We start from the raw sequence: 20,044 nt of genomic DNA on the forward strand, positions 1-20,044 counted from the left end.
CAGTCAGAAAAGAACTATCAGATGAGTCATAGAATTTTCAATCGAAAATCCGATCAAACCGAAATTGGAATTGTCATCTGGAAGAGGTAGTATTGTCGCCAATTACTTGCTCTGACAATTCCTGACAACAAAAACAATGTTGCATACCCGCACAGTTAGTTATTCCCGCCGGGCGCTTCACCTCTTTGAAGGGGCGGGACTCATCGTAATCGCGCTTGCCACCATATTCGCGGGTTACCAGGAAACCATGCTGATGGTTCACAACGGGAGGGTTACGCTGGCGGATCTGCTGTTGATGTTTCTCTATCTGGAAATCCTGACCATGGTTGGATTGTATTTCGAGTCAGGCAAACTGCCGGTACGGTTTCCCCTGTACATTGCAATGGTGGCCATGGCGCGATATGTGACCGTGGACATCAAGGAAATGGATAACATCCGTTTGATGGGCGTTGCGGCATCGATCGTGCTTATCGCGTTAGCTGTGCTGGTTATTCGCTACGGACATGTGCGCTATCCCTACCTGGAAGACCTGGAGGATCTGGCGGAGGCTTCCAAAAAAACCAATCTCCGAGACTGACATGGCAGGCGCTGAATGAACAATCCTCTGGTAGGCGTCATCATGGGCAGCGATAGCGACTGGGAAGTAATGAAGCACGCAGCCGCTATATTGAATGATTTCAATGTGCCTTATGAGGCTGAGGTGGTTTCCGCGCATCGCACGCCGGACCGCATGTTCCAGTATGCGGAAACCGCGGTCGAACGAGGATTCAAATGCATCATTGCCGGCGCGGGCGGCGCGGCGCACCTGCCGGGAATGATTGCCGCCAAAACTGCCTTGCCAGTGCTGGGTGTGCCGGTTGCCTCGCGGCAGCTTCAAGGTCTTGATTCGCTTCTTTCCATTGTACAGATGCCAAAAGGTATTCCCGTCGCCACTTTCGCCATAGGCGAGGCGGGAGCATTCAATGCCGGGTTGTTTGCCGTCGCACTGCTGGCGGTAGAAGATACAAAACTTGCCAGTCTTCTTGCCCGGTTTCGCGAAACTCAGGCAGCGAAGGTTGCGGCAATGACGCTTCCCAGGTTATGAGCATCATGCCGGGAGCAATGCTGGGGCTTCTCGGCGGCGGCCAGCTCGGCCGCATGTTTACCATGGCCGCTCAAAGCATGGGTTACCGCGTCACTGTAGTGGATCCGTCCGATAGGAGTCCATCCACCAGCATAGCCGACCGGCATTTGCGTACCGATTACCTCGACAGCGATACGCTGCGTGAGCTGGGGTCCACCTGCGCGGGCGTTACCACGGAATTCGAGAACGTACCCGCTGAATCTCTCAGAATACTTGCTGAATACTGTGTGGTCAGTCCGGCTGCAAACAGTGTAGCGGTTGCACAGAATCGCATTCTGGAAAAGAATTTTCTCGCGGCCAACGGGTTCGGGGTCGCGCCATATGCGGTGATTCAGAATTTGCAAAATTCGAACAGTTCGCACAATCTGAACGGAACGTTATCGCATAAGCAACCTGAACTGTTTCCTGGTTTATTTCCAGGTATTCTTAAAATAAGCCGGTTCGGCTACGACGGCAAGGGCCAGACAAGAGTAAATAACTCAGTAGAACTCGACAGGGCACTTGCCGGCATGAAGCGGGAGCCATGCGTGCTGGAAAAACAGTTGCCGCTGGAGAGCGAGGTGTCGGTCATCGTATCGCGCGGATTCGATGGTGAAGTGACCACTTTTCCCGTGTCAGAGAATCAGCATCGCAACGGCATACTCGATGTCAGCATTATTCCCGCCAGGGCATCGCCCGCAATTATTCAAAATGCCCGGGAAATTGCGATCCGCATTGCCGAGAAGCTCGATTACCGAGGTGTATTATGCGTGGAGTTTTTTGTTCTTGCCAACGGCCGGCTCTTGGTAAATGAAATTGCGCCCCGCCCGCATAACAGCGGCCACTATTCAATTGATGCCTGCGTTACCTCTCAGTTCGAACAACAGGTGCGAATACTTTGTGGCATGCCGCTCGGCAGTACCGCCATGCATGGGGCGGCGGTGATGGTGAATTTATTGGGCGATCTGTGGCAGAGGGGGGAGCCGAAGTGGGAACAGGTGCTGCGGCATCCGTATGTCAAATTGCATTTATACGGCAAGCTTGATGCCCGGCCCGGACGAAAAATGGGCCACTATACTGTGCTCGCGGAAACGGTTGAAGCCGCGTTGCAGCTTGCGCTGGAAATCAAACAATCGTTGGAACAACAGTTGCTGGAACACCGGACGCCAATAAATTAGTACATGCGCAAAAGATAAAAAGCCATGACTGCTCAAACCGCACTGTTTGAAACAACCATACAAAGCCTGCGCTTCCTGCACCGCGGAAAGGTACGCGATATATATGCGGTGGAGGAAGACAAGCTGTTGATAGTGCAGACGGACCGCCTTTCCGCGTTCGATGTGATTCTGCCAACGCCGGTCCCGGGCAAGGGAATGCTGCTGACCGCGTTATCCGGTTTCTGGTTTGAAAAACTTGCTCATATCGTCCCTAACCACCTGACCGGCATTGCGCCGGAATCAGTGGTGGCCGAGGGCGAGCGCGAACAAGTGGCTGGCCGCGCATTTGTGGTGAAGCGGCTGAAGCCGCTGCTGATCGAAGCCATCGTTCGCGGCTACGTTGCCGGTTCAGGATGGAAGGACTATAAAAACACCGGCACGATTTGCGGCATCACCCTCCCGGCCGGATTGCAGGAAGCTGCCAGGATACCTGGCGGGGCGATCTTTACGCCTTCAACCAAAGCTGCGGGGGGGGCACATGATGAAAATATCCCATTTACCGACGCAGAAAAACTGCTGGGCAACGGATTGGCTGCGCAGGTGCGCGACAAGGCCATCGCGCTTTACTCGGAAGCCGCTGATTACGCGATGACAAAAGGCATCATTATCGCGGATACCAAATTCGAATTCGGTCAAGATCCCGCAGGCGGGCTTTATCTCATAGACGAAGCCTTGACTCCCGACTCCTCCCGCTTTTGGCCGGCCGACCGGTATGCGCCGGGAAGAAATCCGCCCAGCTATGACAAACAATTTGTGCGTGACTGGCTGGAAGCGCAGGACTGGAACAAGAAAGCACCCGCACCCGCGTTGCCTCCCGATGTGCTGGCCAAGACCGGAGAGAAATATCAGGAAGCGCTGCGGCGATTAGTCGGTTAGTGGGCAGGCAATAAGCGAATACGTTGCGCGGTATGGCCACGTGTGGCGGGCGACGGGGACCCCCATCTGTTTGTGCGCCTAAAAAAGCCCGATCAGCATCCTTGTTCCCAGCAAGTAAAGCAGCACCACAAAAATTTTCCTGAGTGTCGCGGTCTGCATGATATGCGTGGTTTTCGCACCCAGGGGTGCTGTCAGCATACTGGCCAGCACGATCCATCCCAACGCGGGTAGATAAATATATCCCAGGCTGTATTCCGGCAGCGGTTGGGATTGCGCCATACCATTGACGATATAGCCGATTGCCCCGGCTACAGCAATAGGGAAGCCTACCGCGGCGGAGGTGCCGATCGCATGCTGCAACCTGATGTTGCAGATAGAAAGAAACGGTACTGTCAGCAATCCCCCTCCAATCGCGACAAAACTGGAAACCACACCGATCACGCTGCCTGCTCCGAGCATTCCCAATCTACCCGGAAGCTTACGACTGGGTTTTGGGTTTATTCCAAGTAACATTTGCGTCGCGGCGAAATAAATGAACGCAACAAAAATGATACTGAGAACTTGGCTGGACAGCATGCTTACCAGCGTCGCACCCCCCAGCGTGCCCAAGATGATTCCTGGAGTAATATATTTCACGACTTGCCAGTTCACCGCGCCGTGAGCATGATGAGCGCGCAGACTGGAAGCGGCCGTGAATATGATTGCAGCCATGGTGGTGCCCAGGGCAAGGTGCAGGATGCGGTCTGGAGGGAAATGCTGGGCACCGAAAATAAAAGTGAGCACCGGAACCATCATTAGCCCACCCCCGATACCCAGCAGCCCGGCGAAGAAACCTACAATCGTACCCAACAGCAGATAAGCCGGCCACCACTCCACTTCAAGCTTTGCCGTAATGTTGTGGTTGCAGCGATTCGCGCCAGTTACTTGATAGGGAAGCTCGCCGCAAGAGCGTCATTACAGGATTTTCATGATGAAATTCCATTCCGCCGGGTCTATCGGTGTAATGGACAGGCGATTTCCCTTTTGCAGAATGCGCAGGGTGGCAAGTTCGGGGTAGTCTCGCAGTTCCTTGATACCGACCAGTCGGGTTTTTTTGACAAACCGCACATCCACATTGAACCAGCGCGGATTCTGCGATGTGGCTTTCGGATCGAAATACTTGTTGCTGGCGTCGAATTGGGTAGCATCAGGGTATGCAAGCTTGCTAACCTCCGCAAGGCCCGCGATTCCCGGCTCAGCGCAGCTGGAATGATAGAAAAAAACCTTGTCACCGACGCCCATCTGGTCGCGCATGAAATTGCGCGCCTGATAATTGCGTACGCCATACCACGCCACGGCTTGTTGAGGCATCGCCGCGAGATCATCAATGCTTACATCGGATGGCTCCGACTTCATCAGCCAGTAACGCATGTATTATCTATCCATAAAAAATATTGTCGACACTTTTTATCCAGGCAACATACGTGAATAGTATAACGGAACGACTACCAGGGACTAGGGGCGCTATTGCTATTTACATAGTAAATAATAATCATTATTATCGGATAAGGATCTTGGGAAGCTTCAGCCAGCGACCCAGCTATTCAGGAATGAAAATGATACGGTCCAGAGAAGCCACGTTGCGCATACATGAGAAATACCGGCCGTTGGCATTTATAATGAGAAGCCTGCTCTCATTGGACAGGCCGCAACGCGTACCTCCTCAGCAGCTCTAGCCAGACGGCTTGATCAATCACGGTATTTACCGTCCAGATGCTTTAAGGCGCAACGATAGAAATAAAATATGGGTCAGCGGGCGCAGCGGCAAACGAAAATGAGATGAATAACGTTCCGGCTACACTTTTTTTGGTCACGCAAGACTCGTTTACACACGGAGATACTTAATGAAACATTCGTTTGCCATCGCAATGTGGTTATTTATCCTGCCCCTTCTCACCGCATGCGCTGGCAAAACGTACCTCGCAAAACCTGCTGCACCAGCTTATCCCACGGTTGAACGCCCCGTTGTTGGCTGTGCCGCCGGCCAACGTGCGTTCGACTGCGATCGTCGTGCTATTCTTTCAATGCTGGGCGAGTATCAGGTTGAATTCAAATTCGACGAGACGGTAGTGCTAAAACCGGGCTACGAGCGCAAGCAACCCAAGCGCAGCATTGGCTTTGAGGCCGTTGTGCTGGTTGAGGACACTGGCAAGAAAATCTCATTACAGCACATTCTCGTGATGGGCGATAACGTAACCAAGCACTGGCGCCAGGATTGGGTATACGAGATGCCGAGGCACTGGACTTATGTTGGCAATCAGCGCTTCGAGCAGCGGGAACGGGACGCTGCCGCCATACCTGGCACCTGGACGCAATTGGTCTACGAAGTAAACGACGCACCGCGGTATTCCGGCAGCGGTAAGTGGAATCACAGGTACGGAATACCGACCTGGACCTCGGAGCGCAGCTGGCGGCCGCTGCCCCGGCGCGAATACACCAAGCGCACCGACTATCAGCTGATCAATAGCGAGAACCGTCACACAATCGCGCCGCAGGGTTGGACGCACGAACAGGACAATACCAAGGTAATGCGGGCTGAAGATGGAAAAGACGTGGTATTGGTCCGCGAGTTCGGATTCAATGAGTACCGACGTATCGGAGGTTACGACTTTGGGCCCGCGCAGGCCTATTGGAAGTCGACATCAGAGTTCTGGGCAGCGGCACGTGCGTGCTGGAATAACGAGTTCGCCACTCACGGATCAGTAACGCTGCCTATGTCCTCGAGTGAAGAAGGCTTTAACAAGGCAGTACTGGAACTTGCAGACGAATACAGGAAAGATCCGCGGCTAGATGTATACCGAAACAAGCTTGACGATATCTTTCGTAAATTCGTCAACGTAACTACCTCTGAACCGGTCAAAAAGCGCTGAACGTCCACTCGATCACGGTCGCCAATCTGGCTCAATGAATCGGCGAGTGACTGCAGCGTCCACGCTCCTTTGACAAATAGAAAACTCGCGTTGAATCCGGCGCGTGCTACGCACTGACTGAATTCTTGCGCCCGCTTGAACCGGGTGATCAAAGTACTCGAGCTTGCCAGCCTCGGCAATAACAGCCAACCCCCGGCTGCTCACAGCTCGAATGATAAAAGACCCCTCGCCGATACCCCTTCTGATTGCGCTGAAAACTGCATGCACACTTTGCCGCGTGCTAGCGGTTGGGCAACTTCAAAGTTCATCCCACTGCTTACCCGGAAGATATCCGGTTTCATACCGGTACGCATATTTTTCCGATCATTACTATACTGAGATTGGGACTGTGTGGAAGGTGGATGTGGAGTCCGGAGTCGCTGCACCGCAGCAAAGCGTTTATTCCCGAGGTCACCGATAAAGAGACACGATTTCAATTCCTTGAGCAGAAGAGATTATGCAAGCTTTTCAAAATCCTCAGTGTATACCTGTTAGAGGGAGGAACGATGATAACTGATAAGTTGATGAATCGCCTTCTCAGATTCGCGTTGGGTATCGCGGAAAACTGGCCGTGGCTAAACACGAAATTAAATGAATGGATCATCAACAGGACCGTGAATGTTTGCCGCCACAGACCCCATCCCTGGAGTACTGTCCATGACTATACTTCATGGACTTCTCTTACAGATCAGCGGTGGAGCGCGCGTCACCTTCGTGCAAAAAAGACCCCGAATCTGCCAACATCCGGGGACTTGCTCGGGCTTTTCAAACAACAGAATGGAGAACAGCGTCTTTCCGATAAATCGACATTGTTGTTCCCAACTTTTGCCCAGTATCTGACTGACGGTTTTATCCGCACCCGCATGCCCGAGGCAAATGAGCCGGAGGAGGTGCGTCTACAGAATACCTCCAACCATCAGATTGACATGTGCCCGCTCTATGGACGGTTGCCAAAACAAACGGACGCCCTTCGGCTTAAAAGCGAAGTTGCGGGAGAACGCGGCCGTTTGAAATCGCAATTGATCGGAGAGGAAGAGTTTTCGCCTTTCCTCTTTGATAAGGACACGATAAAGGAGGAATTCGTCGACCTCGATAAACCACTCGGCCTGAACAGTGCTCTGGAGAGGGCGCCCAATCCCGAAGAGTTACGTGCTCGAATTTTTGCCCTTGGAGGGGATCGAACGAATGCCGTGCCGCAAGTTGCCATGCTGAATACGCTGTTTTTGCGAGAGCATAATAGGCTCGCAGGCGAGATTGAACAGAGTCATCCTGATTGGAATGATGAGCGTATTTTTCAGACTGCAAGAAATACGGTGATTGTGTTGTTCATCAGGATTGTGGTGGAGGAATATATCAGTCATATCTCCCCCTTGTTTCGATATCACGTCGACCCATCAGTTGCCTGGGACGCGCCATGGAACAAGCCCAACTGGATTACAACGGAATTCAGCTTGCTGTATCGCTGGCATTCCCTTGTCCCGAATCGGATCACGTGGAATGGCAAAGACTACCTTTTGGGGGCGACCTCCATGAACAATCGGCTCTTGATCGATGGAGGGTTGCGGCGGGCGTTTACCGATACGAGTGGCCAGCGAGCCGCGCGGCTTGGCCCGTTCAACACTGCCGAGTTTTTATGGGAAATCGAAACTCGCGCTATCGATCAGGGCCGCTTGGCTGACCTCGCTCCCTACACTGATTATCGTGATTATGTGTCGCTATCCCGGCCCCGGGATTTCTCAGATATTTCCGAGGACTCCCGAGTGGTCGATTTTCTCAGGAACACATACCGGCGCGTGGAGGATATTGATTTCTACGTTGGTTTGTTTGCGGAAGACCTCGTGGAAGATTCGCCTTTGCCGCCATTGATGCTTCGAATGGTAGCAGTGGATGCTTTTTCCCAAGCCTTGACCAATCCCTTGCTTTCCAGGCATGTGTATAACGAAGAGACGTTTTCCACGCCGGGGTGGAAAGCAATTCACAGTACAAGATCGCTGCAGGATATGCTGGACAGGAACGCTGGTTTTGACCCGCTCACCGATTTGTATATCGGCATGACCTTACCTGGCTGGAAACCTGGTGGTTGAGCTAATACGAGAGCCCGGTAACGCCTGGCGTTAATTTGCCAACGCGAGAACGTTCTCTATCGTTCCCGTGGTAATCACCTGGATAAAGCTTACAGTCAAAATGTATTGCTGTCATGAAGCATCCTCATAGCGCCAAACATGCATACCATCGACTGGAACGGCGCGAATTCATCGTTTCTGCGGTTGCTACAGGATTCGCTCTTGCGCTTCGCCCGATTTGGGCGCAGACGACGACTCATGGGGCGGGCGTGAACATCGGCACAGACGAGACCAGCGCGAGGAATGATAAACAAGACGCTGCGGGGCCGCAATCGCAGCAGGCTCCTGGTATTGTCAGTTTATTTCTATGCGGTGATGTTATGACGGGCAGGGGCATTGATCAGATTTTGCCCCATCCCGGCAGCCCCGTCCTTTTCGAGGGCTACATGAAAAACGCCATCGGTTATGTGGAGCTTGCCGAAGAGGTAAATGGCCCGATACCAAAGCCGGTGGAATTTTCCTATATCTGGGGGGATGCACTTGCCGAACTGGACCGGCGAAAGCCCGATATACGTATCGTTAATCTGGAAACCGCGGTTACTCGAAGTAATGATGCGGAAGACAAGGCGGTCAATTACCGAATGCATCCAGGTAATATTCCTTGTATCACCGCGGCGAAAATAGATTGTTGCACTCTGGCGAACAATCATGTTCTCGATTGGGGGTACCCTGGTCTTGCGGAAACATTGAAGACACTGAAGCAGGCAAATATAAAAACTACAGGAGCAGGTCACAATATTCAAGAGGCCCGGGCCCCTGCCGTGATCGCTGTTTCGAGAAAAGGGCGGGTGCTGGTTTTTTCATTTGGTTCGGAAACAAGCGGCATACCCTGGAGCTGGGCCGCAGCGCCGGACAGACCTGGGGTAAACCTGTTACCGGACTTATCCGCCGGAACGATCCGGGATATCGGTAATAGCATCGAGCAAGTGAAACTGGAGGGTGACATTGCAATTGCTTCAATCCACTGGGGCAGCAACTGGGGTTATGAGGTTCCACGCGGTCAGCGGGAATTCGCCCATCGATTGATCGATGAAGCGAATGTCGATATCGTTCATGGCCACTCTTCCCACCATGTGAAAGGGATCGAGGTTTATAAAGGAAAACTGATTCTTCACGGCTGTGGTGATTTCCTGAACGACTATGAAGGGATTTCGGGGCATGAGACTTATCGGGGCGATCTGGTTCTAATGTATTTCGTAAGTACGGACCCTTCAAGCGGTAATCTGATCAGTCTGGATATGACCGCCATGCAGATTAAACACTTCAGGCTTTATCGCGCATCTGAGGAGGACGCCCGCTGGTTGAAGAATGTTCTGAAAAGGGAGGGTGAGAAGTTTGGTACTTCGGTTGAACTGGGCGCTGATAACACTTTAATGCTGCGGTGGGTGGTATGAATTCATCAAAAAACGTTCCGAAATAAGTCGCGCAGGTGCAACCGAAGAAGCGGTACGATTATCATTTTGCTGGTTATTTCTGCGAAAGCAGGAGCAGGAATCCACGTTCTCAAAACCATGGATTCCCACTTTTGTGGGAATATTTCTCAACGGCTCAGGGCTGTCCCGCCCCTGGTAGATTCAGAAACTCGCGCCGCGTCTTTGGTCCATAGGTAAGGAAATGCGGTTCGGGGTGTTCGAGATAGCCAAGCCGTTCCTGGGCGATACCGTCGCGCCTGAGGTATTTCTGTACCTCGTCTGGGCTGATCGCATATACCCTGGCGGCGTTGAGTCCAAAAATCTTGGCCCGGATCCGTGGGGTAATTTCCGGGTATCCGTGTCTGTCGCGCAAGTCTCGGGCAATCTGAAACACGCGAAAAGCCTGGATCTGATCCTGCGGGGAGCCATACCAGATCGAGTCCGTTCCCCAGAGTACGTTGTTCTCTCCACAGTACTTCAGAAGTTTGCCCAATGCATGGGCTGCGGCTTCCGGTTCGCGCATCAGGTAGCGCCACGTGCTACCGAGTTCGGCGTAAACGTTGCTATTTGGCGCCACATCGTTCTCTATGAGCGAGCGGATCAGCGTATCGATGCCGTCGTCCGCACCCCTGCCCTCAAAAGCGCGTTCAGGGACCCCAGTGACAAAGCCCGAATGATAGACCAGGAATGCGACGTCGGGAAAGCGCTTGGCGACGACGCCGATATCAGTGCATTTGCTGTGTTCGTAGGATTGTTTACCGAAAGGCAGGCCCTTGTGCACACAGATGATATTGACGCCGAGCTTGCGCGCTTTTTCAATGAAGCGCGTCCCGATCTCATCGGATAGAAAATAGCCCTTGCCTTGAGGCCCGAACTGCGTGTAAGTCTTCCACGCGGATACGCCCCAGCGCTCCTTCAGCTCATCCATCGAATCGAAGTCAGCCGTCTGATTGGGGTTCACCCGTCCATGCAGCAGCAGCCGGTGCATGCCCTCCATCCGATCGACGATCTTGCGCACTGCGTCCGCCGTCTGGATGGTGAGTGGCTCGGCATCCGGCCGTGAGGGGACGAAGGAGAGCACCATCATATCGGTATCCGAATCGAGGAACACGTCTTTTATAAACTCGTCGGGGCCAAGGCAGCGCAGATAGCTGTACGCCCCGGGCTCGGACGCGAGCGCGCAGCCGGTCTTGGGCATTTGGCTCAATGGTTTCGCGCCAGGGGTAAGCTTCTGCAACCACGCGCCGTTCGGATCCACGAAGTGTCCCTGCACGTCGAAGATAAATTCGCCCCCACCAATTCGCGCCTCCGCGAGCGCGGAGTCGAGCGCAGCTTCCCCGGGTAGATTGAAGAATCCTCCCACCTTGCCCGCTGCGGCGTTCGCGGCATTGAAAGCGAGAAGCGTCGAAGCCGCACCGCAGGCGGAGACGAGAAAGTTTCTCCGGGAAACAGCCAAGCGCTTCGCGTTCTTGTCTGCCGCCTCATGGGCAAGTCGGTTCGCTGCGCAATTCACAGGCGATAGCGGCACCGGTTCAAACTCTCCATTCGAGGTCGTGTCGAGCTTGATCGGGAGGCGGCTGCCGTCAGGATCGATGCGGGATTTGGATGGGATCATGTTAGGCATGCCTTTCAAAACGGAGAAGTAAACGCAGCGCGCAGGAAAATTCGCAGGACAAGCATGTGCATTATCGTAATTTCAGTTTCGGCTCGCCGCGATTTACCAGATTTAGCCTAAAATTGACGTTTCCCTTGAAACGACATTCAACCTGCCGATAGAAGTTATAGACATGGGACTCAATCAACAGATTAGTACATGAAAATGGATTTGGCAAAGAGCGTGAATTTACCCCAGCAGGTTGGGGTGTGGCCGGAAGCCGCGCGGATGCGAAGATCGACCTGTGCCAGGGGCAGGTGGTGTGGCTGACTCAATGATGCATAGTTCAGTCACAAATTGAAAGCACAGATCTTTTTAGCCGCTCCTGGTTGGGTGGCTGAGAGGCAACAAAAAAAGCGGCATAACCGCTTTTTTTGTATTCCAAATAAAGTCCCCGCAAATGCCGTCAGACCATTTATCTTGAACCTTAAGGTCCAAGGTGGTCACTTACCGGATGCATCAGGCGCTTCCGCGTAGGACGCGCACAACAGCATCGCTCTGGTTTGTAACCAATTCTCAAAAAGTTGGTTCAAAGAATATAGGTCTTAACAAACACCGCAGGGAACAACTTTAGCCCATTGTCGCGTGTACTCAGAATAACGCGCAAATGTGAAAACTGTTCGAGCCGATCTTGAAAATTTCGTGATGCCGGATCAAAACAGCTTATCTTGCTCCGGCATCACCGCATCAAGTGCTGCCTGCATGTGATCGATTCTACGCTTAAATTCTTCCATGTCAAAGCCCTCCCTGTTTCGTGCGGTGAGCAATTCATGAGTGATATTGAGCGCTGCCATAACGGCGACGCGTTCGGAGCCGGCCACCTTGCCGCTGTCCCTGATATCGCGCATTTTCTTGTCGAGATAAGCCACCGCCTGCAGCAGCTCCTCGCGCTCTTCGTCAGGGCAGGCGACGCGGAATTCGCGTCCCATGATGACGACATCAATGGTCTGGGGAGTCTTCATTCTTCGCTTTCGGGAATTTGCAACAGAATTGCCTCAAGGCGGGAAGCTGCAGTGCTTATTTTTTCCGTCAGATGTCTATTTTCACTGACGACACCAGCCAGTTGCTGGCGCAGCTCGATATTCTCCGATCGCAGTTGCTGGCACAAGCCCACGAATTGTTTGATTTTCTCTTCAAGAGAGTCTAGTTCCGATTCCATCGGGTCACTATAGTTTGGAAATCCTTGTTGAGTCAACTGGGAACACGATTTTTCAAATGTAGTTTCAAGCAATCCGCCGCGTTCCGCCATGTTTATTCGCATAGCGACACATTCGGTATTCCGGGGGCGAAACATTCACACAAAGGTTTCAGCTCTCTGACACCAATGATTCTGGTAGAATGCGCGCCACGTTTGAGGTGCTTCGACCGCTTTGCGCGGTCGAGTTAAACGGGAACCAGGTAGGACATCTTCGAACAGTCCTCCGCAGAGGACTTGGTCGGCGGTTTCTTATGCCTGGGCTGCCCCCGCAACGGTAAGCAGGTGTGGGCGTATCAACAGGCCACTGTGAATTCTCCAGTTCATGGGAAGGCGATACGTCAAATCCTGCAAGCCCGGATACCGGCCTTGAATCCATATGGAATTTATCGCGTGGGGCGATATCCTGATCGATATCTTTTTCGCTCACAGAGTCATTCCCCGCGGTATTTCCTTGTTTATCACCTGGGATATGTGCATCCCCAAATACAAGCTGATACCGTGAGCCTATTCCGCAAACTTGTTTTGTCATTTTTTGCTGTTCCTGTGCCTTCATGGGCCGTTAGCGTCGATGATTCGCCGAAAAGCCAGCTCGAAGAGATCGTTGTTACCGCGACACGCTTTAATCAGCGTGTGGAGAAACTGCCGATAGGGGTTTCCATTATCAGCGCGGAGCAGATCAAGAACAGTGCCGCATCGACCTTGCCGGAGTTAATACAACAACTGGCCGGGATACATACCCGCAACGTCGATGGCAGCCCCGATCCGCAGATCGACATGCGCGGATTCGGCATTACCGGCAACCAGAACACGCTTGTTTTGCTTGACGGGCAACGGATGAACGAAAATGAGTTAGTGGGTATTCGCTGGTCGACAATTCCTCTTGATTCCATTGAGCGCATCGAGGTGCTGCGAAGTAGCGGCGCGGTAACCTATGGAGCTGGCGCCACAGGGGGCGTAATCAATATAGTCACGCGGGCCGCCGGGCCTGGTCGCGTGTCGGGCACCGGTGGGCTTTCGTTTGGCAGCTATGGCGGAACGGAATTCACCGGGGCATTAAACGCGGCAGGAAGGAATCTTGCGCTGGCACTCACCGGGAATGCGCTGCAGACAGATAATTATCGCGTTAACAATTCACTTCATCAAATGAATCTGCAAGGAGATCTGCGCTATCAGTTCACCAATGGCAGGGCATTGCTGAAGTTCGGCGTGGATGATCAAAAACTGGAATTACCGGCTACGCGCACGGAAGCACAACTGATATCGGATCGAAAGGGGACCTCAACACCACGAGATTTCACCACTCGCGAGGGAGCATTTGTAACCCTCAGGGGAGAACGTACCACTGGATTTGGCGATCTTGCCGCAGACCTGTCTTTTCGAGACAACCATCGGACGGCATTATTCGACGACTACAGTATCGATACCTTCAATTCCAAAACATTTGTCAATTCACGATCCAACGTGTGGTTGTTCAATCCACGGATGAAGCTGCCATTTCAGGCTTTCGGCATCAATCATGAACTGGTGCTGGGCGCAAATCTGGAATGGTGGGATTATACTGCCAAACGTTTTACCGGAATGGAAACTGTACCAGGCCCGATATCAGCCAACATGTTGCAGACCGATGTGGCGGCAACGCAGGAGAATCGCGCAGTCTACCTGCAGCATTCCACGACCTTGCCCAAGGGTACGGTCGTCACACTGGGAGGGCGGCTGCAATGGGTGGACAACAGAGCGGCTGACCGTTTCAATTCAGCAGCCCATGCCCGTGATCGGCAGAGCCGTATTGTGTATGCGTATGATGCGGGAGTGCGCCAACCGCTGGGATCCGCTTTTTCATTCTATGGCAAATTTGGCCGAAGCTTCCGAATAGCCACGGTGGATGAAAACTACAATCAATTCGGCGGGCCGGCGTTCGATTCCATGATCAGGATACTTGAGCCGCAAACCGCTCATACCGGCGAAATCGGACTGGATTATCAGAAAGGATCGGTGCGCGGACGCGCAGCGCTTTACCGGATCAATCTCAACAACGAGATCGGTTTCATGAACGTAGACCCATTCAGGTTCTTTGCCAATACGAATCTCCCTCCTACCCGGCGGCAGGGCGCAGAAATCGAAGGCTCCTGGGCTGTTACGAATAAAATCGATATATTTGGCAACTATACCTACACCGATGCGCGCTTTCGTGAAGGAAATTTCGGCGGCACGGATATTTCAGGAAACGTCATTCCACTGGTGCCCCGCCATAGCGCTGCGGCGGGGGGTACGTTCCGTCTTGCACCTGAAACGCGCATCGCGGCAATGATGAATTATGTGGGCGAACAGGTATTTGATAACGATCAGGCCAACACCGCCACGCGCCGCATGCCGGATTACGTCACAGTGGATATCAAGGTTTCTCATCAGGTAAGGAAGTTGTTGCTGAGCATGGCGGTAAATAACTTATTTGATGAAAAATACTTTTCATATGCAATCCGCAACGCGGCAGGCACGAGCTTTAACGCACTGCCGGCTCGCGAGCGTAATGTCTGGTTCACAATGAAATATCAGTTCAACTGAGGTTAACTGGATTTACAGGTAACAACTCCGCTATACACCTTACACCTTATCGCGCAGGGAGGCAGGTGACATAATACGGTTTTCCGGAATTCCCGGAAATAAGCTTCTTTTCCTCCGATTCTGCTTGCGCAGCCATACAAGACATGCGAACCATCACCAGCCGCCAGTTATGCCAGCGCGTGATGAGATATATCGCGCCCTATTGGGACGCGCTCATACTTGCACTAACCTGCATGATTGCGATGGCGGCAACAGTGCCGATGCTGACTGCATTGGTGCAGCCGATGCTGGATGGCGCTATTGCCGGCAAGAATCTGGAATTGATGCAACTGGTTCTGCTGGGAACCGTTGGCTTGTTTGCCGTGCGCGGCGTAACGGGCCACATCGGCGCCTATGCGATCAGCTGGGTAGGCAATAAAATGGCGGTGGACTTGCGGACGGAGATGTTCGACAAGTTATTGATATTGCCTTCATGTTATTACGTCGCTCATCCGAGCGGCAGCCTCGTTTTCACCATCACATCCGGCGCCAGTCTAGTCGCTCGCGCTTTCACCGACCTCGTCACCGTGATGGTCAAAGACACGTTTACTGTTCTGGGACTGCTGGGATGGATGCTCTATCTAAACTGGGAATTGTCGCTGCTGACGTTATTGATGGTATCCGTGATTCTGCTGATCATGCGGATAGTCACGGAGCGCCTGCATGGGATGGGACTGGAAGTTGGACAAACAGTGGATGGCCTCTCCCGTGCGGTACAGGACTCTGTCGAGAACCACCTGGTAGTCAAGCTGCACGGCGGTGAGAAGTATGAACATCAACGCATGCGGGAGCAAGCGGACACAGTGTCCCGCTTTGTGATGAAGCGGATGGCCATAGCGTCTCTCTGCGTTCCTCTGGCGCAGATTGCCACTGCGGCTGCGCTGGCCATCATCATATATGTTTCAGGTCAGCAGGCGTTTGCCAATGAGGTGACGGCAGGCGGCTTTGCCTCTCTCACCGCAGCCATGCTGATGCTGGTCGCGCCGGTAAGGCGCATTGCTGGCGCGAGGCAAGTTCTGCAATCCGGGCTGATAGCTGCGGAAAGCGTATTTTCGCTGCTGGATCAGGAGGCTGAACCGGATAACGGGACGATAATTATTGAGCGTGCACAAGGGGAATTGAGATTCGAGCAGGTCAGTTTTTGTCGGGATCGGGAAAAGAACATTCACGCTGACCCCGAAGCCACCCCCGAAGCCAATATCGGTTCCTGCGGCGAACCCTGCTCAGCGTTGCGGGATATCACCCTGACCATACGGCCATACGAGATGGTGGCGCTGGTGGGCTTTAGAGGCAGCGCCGCTGCTCTTGCGAATATGGTGCCGCGTTTTGCGAACCCGACATCGGGAAAAATTCTACTTGATGGTCATGATCTGAAGAGCCTCAAGTTGGCTAGTCTGCGCGCCAATATTGCCGTGATATCCGCGGAGACAACGCTATTCAATGACACGATAGCAGCCAACATCGCTTATGGTGCTACGTGTCGCGCAACAGAAGCGAAGATCACCGCTGCTGCACAGGCAGCTCATGCATCCGAATTCATCCGGAAAATGCCCGAGGGATTGCAAACGCTGGTAGGGGAGCAAGGCGTAAAACTTACGAGCGGACAGCGGTTGCGTATCGTCATTGCTCGAGTATTGCTGAAGAATCCACCTATCCTCGTTCTGGATGAGGCGTACGGACCGATGGATTACGAGTCTGTTCATCATGTGAACGCTGCATTGGACACCCTCATGCAAGGGCGCACGTCGCTTGTTATCGCCAACAGTTTATCCACCCTGGAAAAAGCAGATCGCATCGTTCTGCTGGACAAAGGCAGGGTCATTGGAGTCGGCAGCCATCAGGAACTGCTGGCAAGAGGCGGCGCTTACACCAGCCTTGCCCGGACTTTCCTGAACCAGAACCACGTCGATGGAGGATAGGCAGCGCTATCAACAACAGGGAGGAGCCGTGGGGTTCAATGCATTGATTCCCGATTCGAGTATTCCGGCACCCATCTTGCCAAATCCTGTTTTACTTCCTCATCGCTTAGTACAGGATGCTCGCTCAGCCACGCCAGCAGTTCCGCCAGCCATTCCCTGTCGATCGGACGGGCCTGGGCGATGCGTAATTTAGGGTGAGGTGTAGGTAAAGTGCTTTCATCATCCGCCAATAATTCTTCGTAGAGTTTCTCCCCGGGCCGCAACCCATTGTAGACAATTTGAATATCATCCTCACTCAGGCCGGAGAGCCGGATCAAATCCCTGGCAAGGTCGGCTATTTTCACGGGCTCACCCATATCCAGTACAAAAATTTCCCCAGCGCCGTTTTTTCCTCCCATCAACCCTGCCTGGAGAACCAGCTGTGCAGCCTCAGGTATCGACATGAAATAGCGCGTGATTTCGGAATGAGTGACGGTAATCGGGCCGCCCTTTTCGATCTGCTCGCGGAATTTGGGAATTACGCTGCCCGCGCTGCCCAGCACGTTGCCGAAGCGAACCATGACAAAACCTGGCCGCTGCATTCTGCAACTCAAATCGTCCGCTTGCTGGAAAGAAATCGATTGTTGTAGCGATTGACACACCATCTCTGCCAGCCGCTTGCTTGCCCCCATGACATTTGTGGGATTTACCGCTTTATCCGTCGAGATCATTACAAATCTTTCCACGCCATGCGTAATCGCGGCATGTGCAAGGGCGTAAGTTCCAAAAACATTGTTCATTACGGCTTGCCAGGCGTTTTCGTGCTCCATGAGCGGCACATGCTTGTAAGCGGCTGCATGAAATACGACCGCCGGCCGATATTGTGAGAATACTTGAGCCAAACGTGCCTGATCTTTGACATCCCCTATCGTGAACGACATCGGCATATCCGGGAATTTGACCTGAAATTCCTGTTCGATGTTGTAGAGGGCAAATTCGTTTAATTCGAACAGCACCAGCCGCCCCGGGCCGAATTTGGCAATCTGGCGGCATAACTCGGATCCGATTGAACCGCCAGCGCCAGTAACCAGAACGGTTTTTCCTGTTAGCAGGTCATGCAAGCCTTCGTTATCCAGTACCACGGGATCTCGACCCAGCAGATCCTCCGGTTCGACAGTGCGAATTTGCGATACCGTAATTTTGCCGCTGATCAAGTCGTCGTAAGAGGGAACGGTCAAGGCCTTTATTCCGGCGGCGGCACACATCTGCAGCGCCCGCCGGCGGTCACGGAGAAGGCGGTCAGGCCGCCGCCGGTCGAGTTGAGAACGGTAGGCTTTCCGGCGATCCGAGGCGGAAGAGGTCATGGCGATAATGGCATGGGCAACGCCGGTTTCTTTCGCTATAACGGGCAATTCATTGATTCTGCCCAATACTTTAAATCCGTGCAGCATCAGACCAGTTTTTGCAGGATCATCATCCAATAATCCCACCACCTGCCATTGCACGCTGCGTGCCAGTTCTTTCACTAGCCCGACTGCGGCGTCACCCGCGCCGAGCACCAGGACGAGATTGCGTTCGGGCTTCTTTTGTCCATAGAGTCGATGTTCCTTCCATAAACGATAAGCGAGACGGCTGCCACCCATGATAAACAGCAGCAGGATGGGGCCCAGCAGCAAAACGGTTCTCGGTACACCTGTATGTATTTCCAACATGAATAATGCCAGCGGCACTGCGGCGGCCGATGCCAGTATCGCAAACAGGATGCGCCGTAAATCGGGCAGGCTCGCATAGTGCCAAAGTCCGCGATACAGGCCGAACCATAAAAAAGCCACCGCATGCAACGTAACCGCCCATGGCAGAATTTCTTTCAATGACCCAAGGTACAATGGCGGTATTTCGAAATTGAAACGAAACGAATAAGCCAGCCACCACGCGATGATCGCGGCGGCCAGGTCATGAACGAACGCGATTACCGCGCGTATGTTGGGTTTATATACAGGCATGTTATGGATTGCCGGAATGGCGCCTCCAATAGCGGTCAAAGACCCACATCATAAGTAAATAAATTCCACCCCATGCGATACCGACTCCAAACTGAACTGCACTATGCTGCCGCATTGCCCATATAGCGCTCGTGCTCGCGGCCAACATGAGAAGATAACTGACCAGAGCCGTATTGCGATGACCAAAACCGCTTTGCACCATGCGCTGGTAGTAATGCTCGCGGTGCGCCTGCCACACTTTCTCCCCGCGCAGGCCGCGCCGTGCGAGGGTAACAGAGGCATCGGCAATAAACGGGGAAAATACGAGTAGTGGCAGCCACAGCGGCCAAAAGCCATTTGTCCAGCCCATTATGCCCATTGTCGCAGCCAGGAATCCCAGCGGGATTGCACCCGCATCTCCCATGAAAATACGTGCGGGATGAAAATTGAACAACAAAAAAGCAGCGGCGGCCGCGGCGATGCAGAAACTCATAAGAGCGAACGGCTCATTCCCGGCTAACCATGCACTCACCCCATAGCAACTGAAACCGATCAGAGTCATACCGCCTGCCAGGCCGTCTGAACCGTCCATGAAGTTATAAAGATTGAGCATCCAGGTAATCGCGACCGTGGTTACGGCCAGGACCATCCAGCCATGGGTATCGGACAGCGCCGTTACTGAGAACCAGACAGCAACCGCTCCATGGAGCAGTAATCTGGCCGAGACCGGCAATCCGAAAATATCATCGGCGAATGATATTGCTACCAACAGGGTAACGCTTGTCCATATAAACAATGGCAACGCCTCGGGGAGAAATGCCCATGAGGCGAGTATTCCCGCCATCAAACCCAACCCTCCGGTTCGAGGAACAGCTTTGCTATGAAGGGAACGAGGATTGGGATGGTCCAGCACCTTGAGGACGTTGCCCTTGATCAGATACCAGATCAAGCCGAGGGCTACCGTAAACGCAATGAACGGTGCTATGACAATTGAAAACGGCATGCCGGCATTCATGATAACGGATTATAACTG

16 protein-coding genes, 1 other RNA gene and 1 riboswitch are annotated in these 20,044 nt (G+C 53.1%); of the genes, 9 read left to right on the forward strand and 8 right to left on the reverse strand.

What is annotated here, in order from left to right; all coding sequences use genetic code 11:
• Positions 1–136 precede the first annotated feature (136 nt).
• From CRO05_RS05305 to CRO05_RS05320, 4 genes are read left to right on the forward strand one after another with little or no spacing between them, the layout of a single operon-like run.
• Complete coding sequence (locus CRO05_RS05305; protein ID WP_097066117.1) at positions 137–577, forward strand: phosphate-starvation-inducible protein PsiE; 441 nt, start codon at positions 137–139, stop codon at positions 575–577.
• Positions 578–592: 15 nt separating this feature from the next.
• Positions 593–1,084, forward strand: coding sequence for a 5-(carboxyamino)imidazole ribonucleotide mutase (gene purE / locus CRO05_RS05310; RefSeq protein WP_097066118.1), 492 nt, complete (start codon positions 593–595; stop codon positions 1,082–1,084).
• Positions 1,081–2,280, forward strand: coding sequence for a 5-(carboxyamino)imidazole ribonucleotide synthase (locus tag CRO05_RS05315; RefSeq protein ID WP_097066119.1), 1,200 nt, complete (start codon positions 1,081–1,083; stop codon positions 2,278–2,280). Before purE ends, CRO05_RS05315 begins: the two co-directional genes overlap by 4 nt.
• A 24-nt stretch (positions 2,281–2,304) precedes the next feature.
• Positions 2,305–3,195: a phosphoribosylaminoimidazolesuccinocarboxamide synthase gene (locus CRO05_RS05320; RefSeq protein WP_097066120.1), complete on the forward strand. Its 891-nt coding sequence runs from the start codon at positions 2,305–2,307 to the stop codon at positions 3,193–3,195.
• A gap of 78 nt (positions 3,196–3,273) precedes the next feature.
• Here the strand turns inward: CRO05_RS05320 and CRO05_RS05325 are convergent, their stop codons facing one another.
• A complete protein-coding gene (locus CRO05_RS05325) occupies positions 3,274–4,071 on the reverse strand; it encodes a sulfite exporter TauE/SafE family protein (protein WP_097066121.1) in 798 nt (265 codons plus the stop codon).
• A 78-nt stretch (positions 4,072–4,149) separates the two neighbouring features.
• The gene (locus CRO05_RS05330) at positions 4,150–4,605 is read right to left on the reverse strand and encodes an EVE domain-containing protein (RefSeq protein WP_097066122.1); all 456 of its coding nucleotides are present in this window, start codon (positions 4,603–4,605) and stop codon (positions 4,150–4,152) included.
• A gap of 473 nt (positions 4,606–5,078) precedes the next feature.
• Between CRO05_RS05330 and CRO05_RS05335 the strand changes: the two genes are divergently transcribed.
• The 3 genes from CRO05_RS05335 (at position 5,079) to CRO05_RS05345 (ending at position 9,660) form a co-directional block, all read left to right on the forward strand.
• A complete protein-coding gene (locus CRO05_RS05335) occupies positions 5,079–6,104 on the forward strand; it encodes a DUF6607 family protein (protein ID WP_097066123.1) in 1,026 nt (341 codons plus the stop codon).
• 545 nt (positions 6,105–6,649) lie between these two features.
• A complete protein-coding gene (locus CRO05_RS05340; RefSeq protein ID WP_097066690.1) occupies positions 6,650–8,227 on the forward strand; it encodes a peroxidase family protein in 1,578 nt (525 codons plus the stop codon).
• A 113-nt stretch (positions 8,228–8,340) separates the two neighbouring features.
• Entirely contained in the window at positions 8,341–9,660 is a 1,320-nt protein-coding gene (locus CRO05_RS05345) for a CapA family protein (protein ID WP_097066124.1), read from the forward strand.
• Positions 9,661–9,814: 154 nt separating this feature from the next.
• On the opposite strand, the gene CRO05_RS05350 is transcribed toward CRO05_RS05345, so the two are convergent.
• The 4 genes from CRO05_RS05350 to CRO05_RS05365 all read right to left on the reverse strand — a co-directional run bounded on the left by CRO05_RS05350 (position 9,815) and on the right by CRO05_RS05365 (position 12,581).
• On the reverse strand, positions 9,815–11,293 hold the full coding sequence (locus CRO05_RS05350; protein ID WP_097066125.1) for an amidohydrolase family protein: 1,479 nt from the start codon (positions 11,291–11,293) through the stop codon (positions 9,815–9,817).
• Positions 11,294–11,719: 426 nt separating this feature from the next.
• Positions 11,720–11,899: non-coding RNA, 6S RNA (gene ssrS / locus CRO05_RS05355), on the reverse strand.
• An 86-nt stretch (positions 11,900–11,985) separates the two neighbouring features.
• Positions 11,986–12,294, reverse strand: a complete 309-nt coding sequence (locus tag CRO05_RS05360; RefSeq protein ID WP_097066126.1) for a cell division protein ZapA — start codon at positions 12,292–12,294, stop codon at positions 11,986–11,988.
• On the reverse strand, positions 12,291–12,581 hold the full coding sequence (locus tag CRO05_RS05365) for a hypothetical protein (protein WP_235001296.1): 291 nt from the start codon (positions 12,579–12,581) through the stop codon (positions 12,291–12,293). Before CRO05_RS05365 ends, CRO05_RS05360 begins: the two co-directional genes overlap by 4 nt.
• 88 nt (positions 12,582–12,669) lie before the next feature.
• Positions 12,670–12,914, forward strand: a riboswitch (cobalamin riboswitch).
• A 114-nt stretch (positions 12,915–13,028) separates the two neighbouring features.
• Between CRO05_RS05365 and CRO05_RS05375 the strand changes: the two genes are divergently transcribed.
• Both CRO05_RS05375 and CRO05_RS05380 read left to right on the forward strand, forming a co-directional pair.
• Positions 13,029–15,092, forward strand: a complete 2,064-nt coding sequence (locus CRO05_RS05375) for a TonB-dependent receptor (RefSeq protein ID WP_143860888.1) — start codon at positions 13,029–13,031, stop codon at positions 15,090–15,092.
• A gap of 143 nt (positions 15,093–15,235) precedes the next feature.
• The gene (locus CRO05_RS05380) at positions 15,236–17,050 is read left to right on the forward strand and encodes an ABC transporter transmembrane domain-containing protein (protein ID WP_181319737.1); all 1,815 of its coding nucleotides are present in this window, start codon (positions 15,236–15,238) and stop codon (positions 17,048–17,050) included.
• Between the two features lie 35 nt (positions 17,051–17,085).
• On the opposite strand, the gene CRO05_RS05385 is transcribed toward CRO05_RS05380, so the two are convergent.
• Both CRO05_RS05385 and CRO05_RS05390 read right to left on the reverse strand, forming a co-directional pair.
• A complete protein-coding gene (locus CRO05_RS05385) occupies positions 17,086–19,032 on the reverse strand; it encodes a nucleoside-diphosphate sugar epimerase/dehydratase (RefSeq protein WP_097066128.1) in 1,947 nt (648 codons plus the stop codon).
• A 1-nt stretch (position 19,033) separates the two neighbouring features.
• Entirely contained in the window at positions 19,034–20,014 is a 981-nt protein-coding gene (locus CRO05_RS05390; RefSeq protein ID WP_235001297.1) for a glycosyltransferase family 4 protein, read from the reverse strand.
• Positions 20,015–20,044: the final 30 nt, after the last annotated feature.

Origin of the sequence: Nitrosovibrio sp. Nv4, from assembly GCF_900215485.1 — a bacterium.
GTDB lineage: Bacteria > Pseudomonadota > Gammaproteobacteria > Burkholderiales > Nitrosomonadaceae > Nitrosospira.

Excerpts from the sequence above, each read along its gene's own strand:
- CRO05_RS05305 (WP_097066117.1), top strand. The coding sequence starts at position 137 with ATGTTGCATACCCGCACAGTTAGTTATTCCCGCCGGGCGCTTCACCTC.
- purE (WP_097066118.1), top strand. The coding sequence starts at position 593 with ATGAACAATCCTCTGGTAGGCGTCATCATGGGCAGCGATAGCGACTGG.
- CRO05_RS05315 (WP_097066119.1), top strand. The coding sequence starts at position 1,081 with ATGAGCATCATGCCGGGAGCAATGCTGGGGCTTCTCGGCGGCGGCCAG.
- CRO05_RS05320 (WP_097066120.1), top strand. The coding sequence starts at position 2,305 with ATGACTGCTCAAACCGCACTGTTTGAAACAACCATACAAAGCCTGCGC.
- CRO05_RS05330 (WP_097066122.1), bottom strand. The coding sequence starts at position 4,605 with ATGCGTTACTGGCTGATGAAGTCGGAGCCATCCGATGTAAGCATTGAT.
- CRO05_RS05335 (WP_097066123.1), top strand. The coding sequence starts at position 5,079 with ATGAAACATTCGTTTGCCATCGCAATGTGGTTATTTATCCTGCCCCTT.
- CRO05_RS05340 (WP_097066690.1), top strand. The coding sequence starts at position 6,650 with ATGATAACTGATAAGTTGATGAATCGCCTTCTCAGATTCGCGTTGGGT.
- CRO05_RS05345 (WP_097066124.1), top strand. The coding sequence starts at position 8,341 with ATGAAGCATCCTCATAGCGCCAAACATGCATACCATCGACTGGAACGG.
- CRO05_RS05350 (WP_097066125.1), bottom strand. The coding sequence starts at position 11,293 with ATGATCCCATCCAAATCCCGCATCGATCCTGACGGCAGCCGCCTCCCG.
- CRO05_RS05360 (WP_097066126.1), bottom strand. The coding sequence starts at position 12,294 with ATGAAGACTCCCCAGACCATTGATGTCGTCATCATGGGACGCGAATTC.
- CRO05_RS05365 (WP_235001296.1), bottom strand. The coding sequence starts at position 12,581 with ATGGCGGAACGCGGCGGATTGCTTGAAACTACATTTGAAAAATCGTGT.
- CRO05_RS05380 (WP_181319737.1), top strand. The coding sequence starts at position 15,236 with ATGCGAACCATCACCAGCCGCCAGTTATGCCAGCGCGTGATGAGATAT.
- CRO05_RS05385 (WP_097066128.1), bottom strand. The coding sequence starts at position 19,032 with ATGCCTGTATATAAACCCAACATACGCGCGGTAATCGCGTTCGTTCAT.
- CRO05_RS05390 (WP_235001297.1), bottom strand. The coding sequence starts at position 20,014 with ATGCCGTTTTCAATTGTCATAGCACCGTTCATTGCGTTTACGGTAGCC.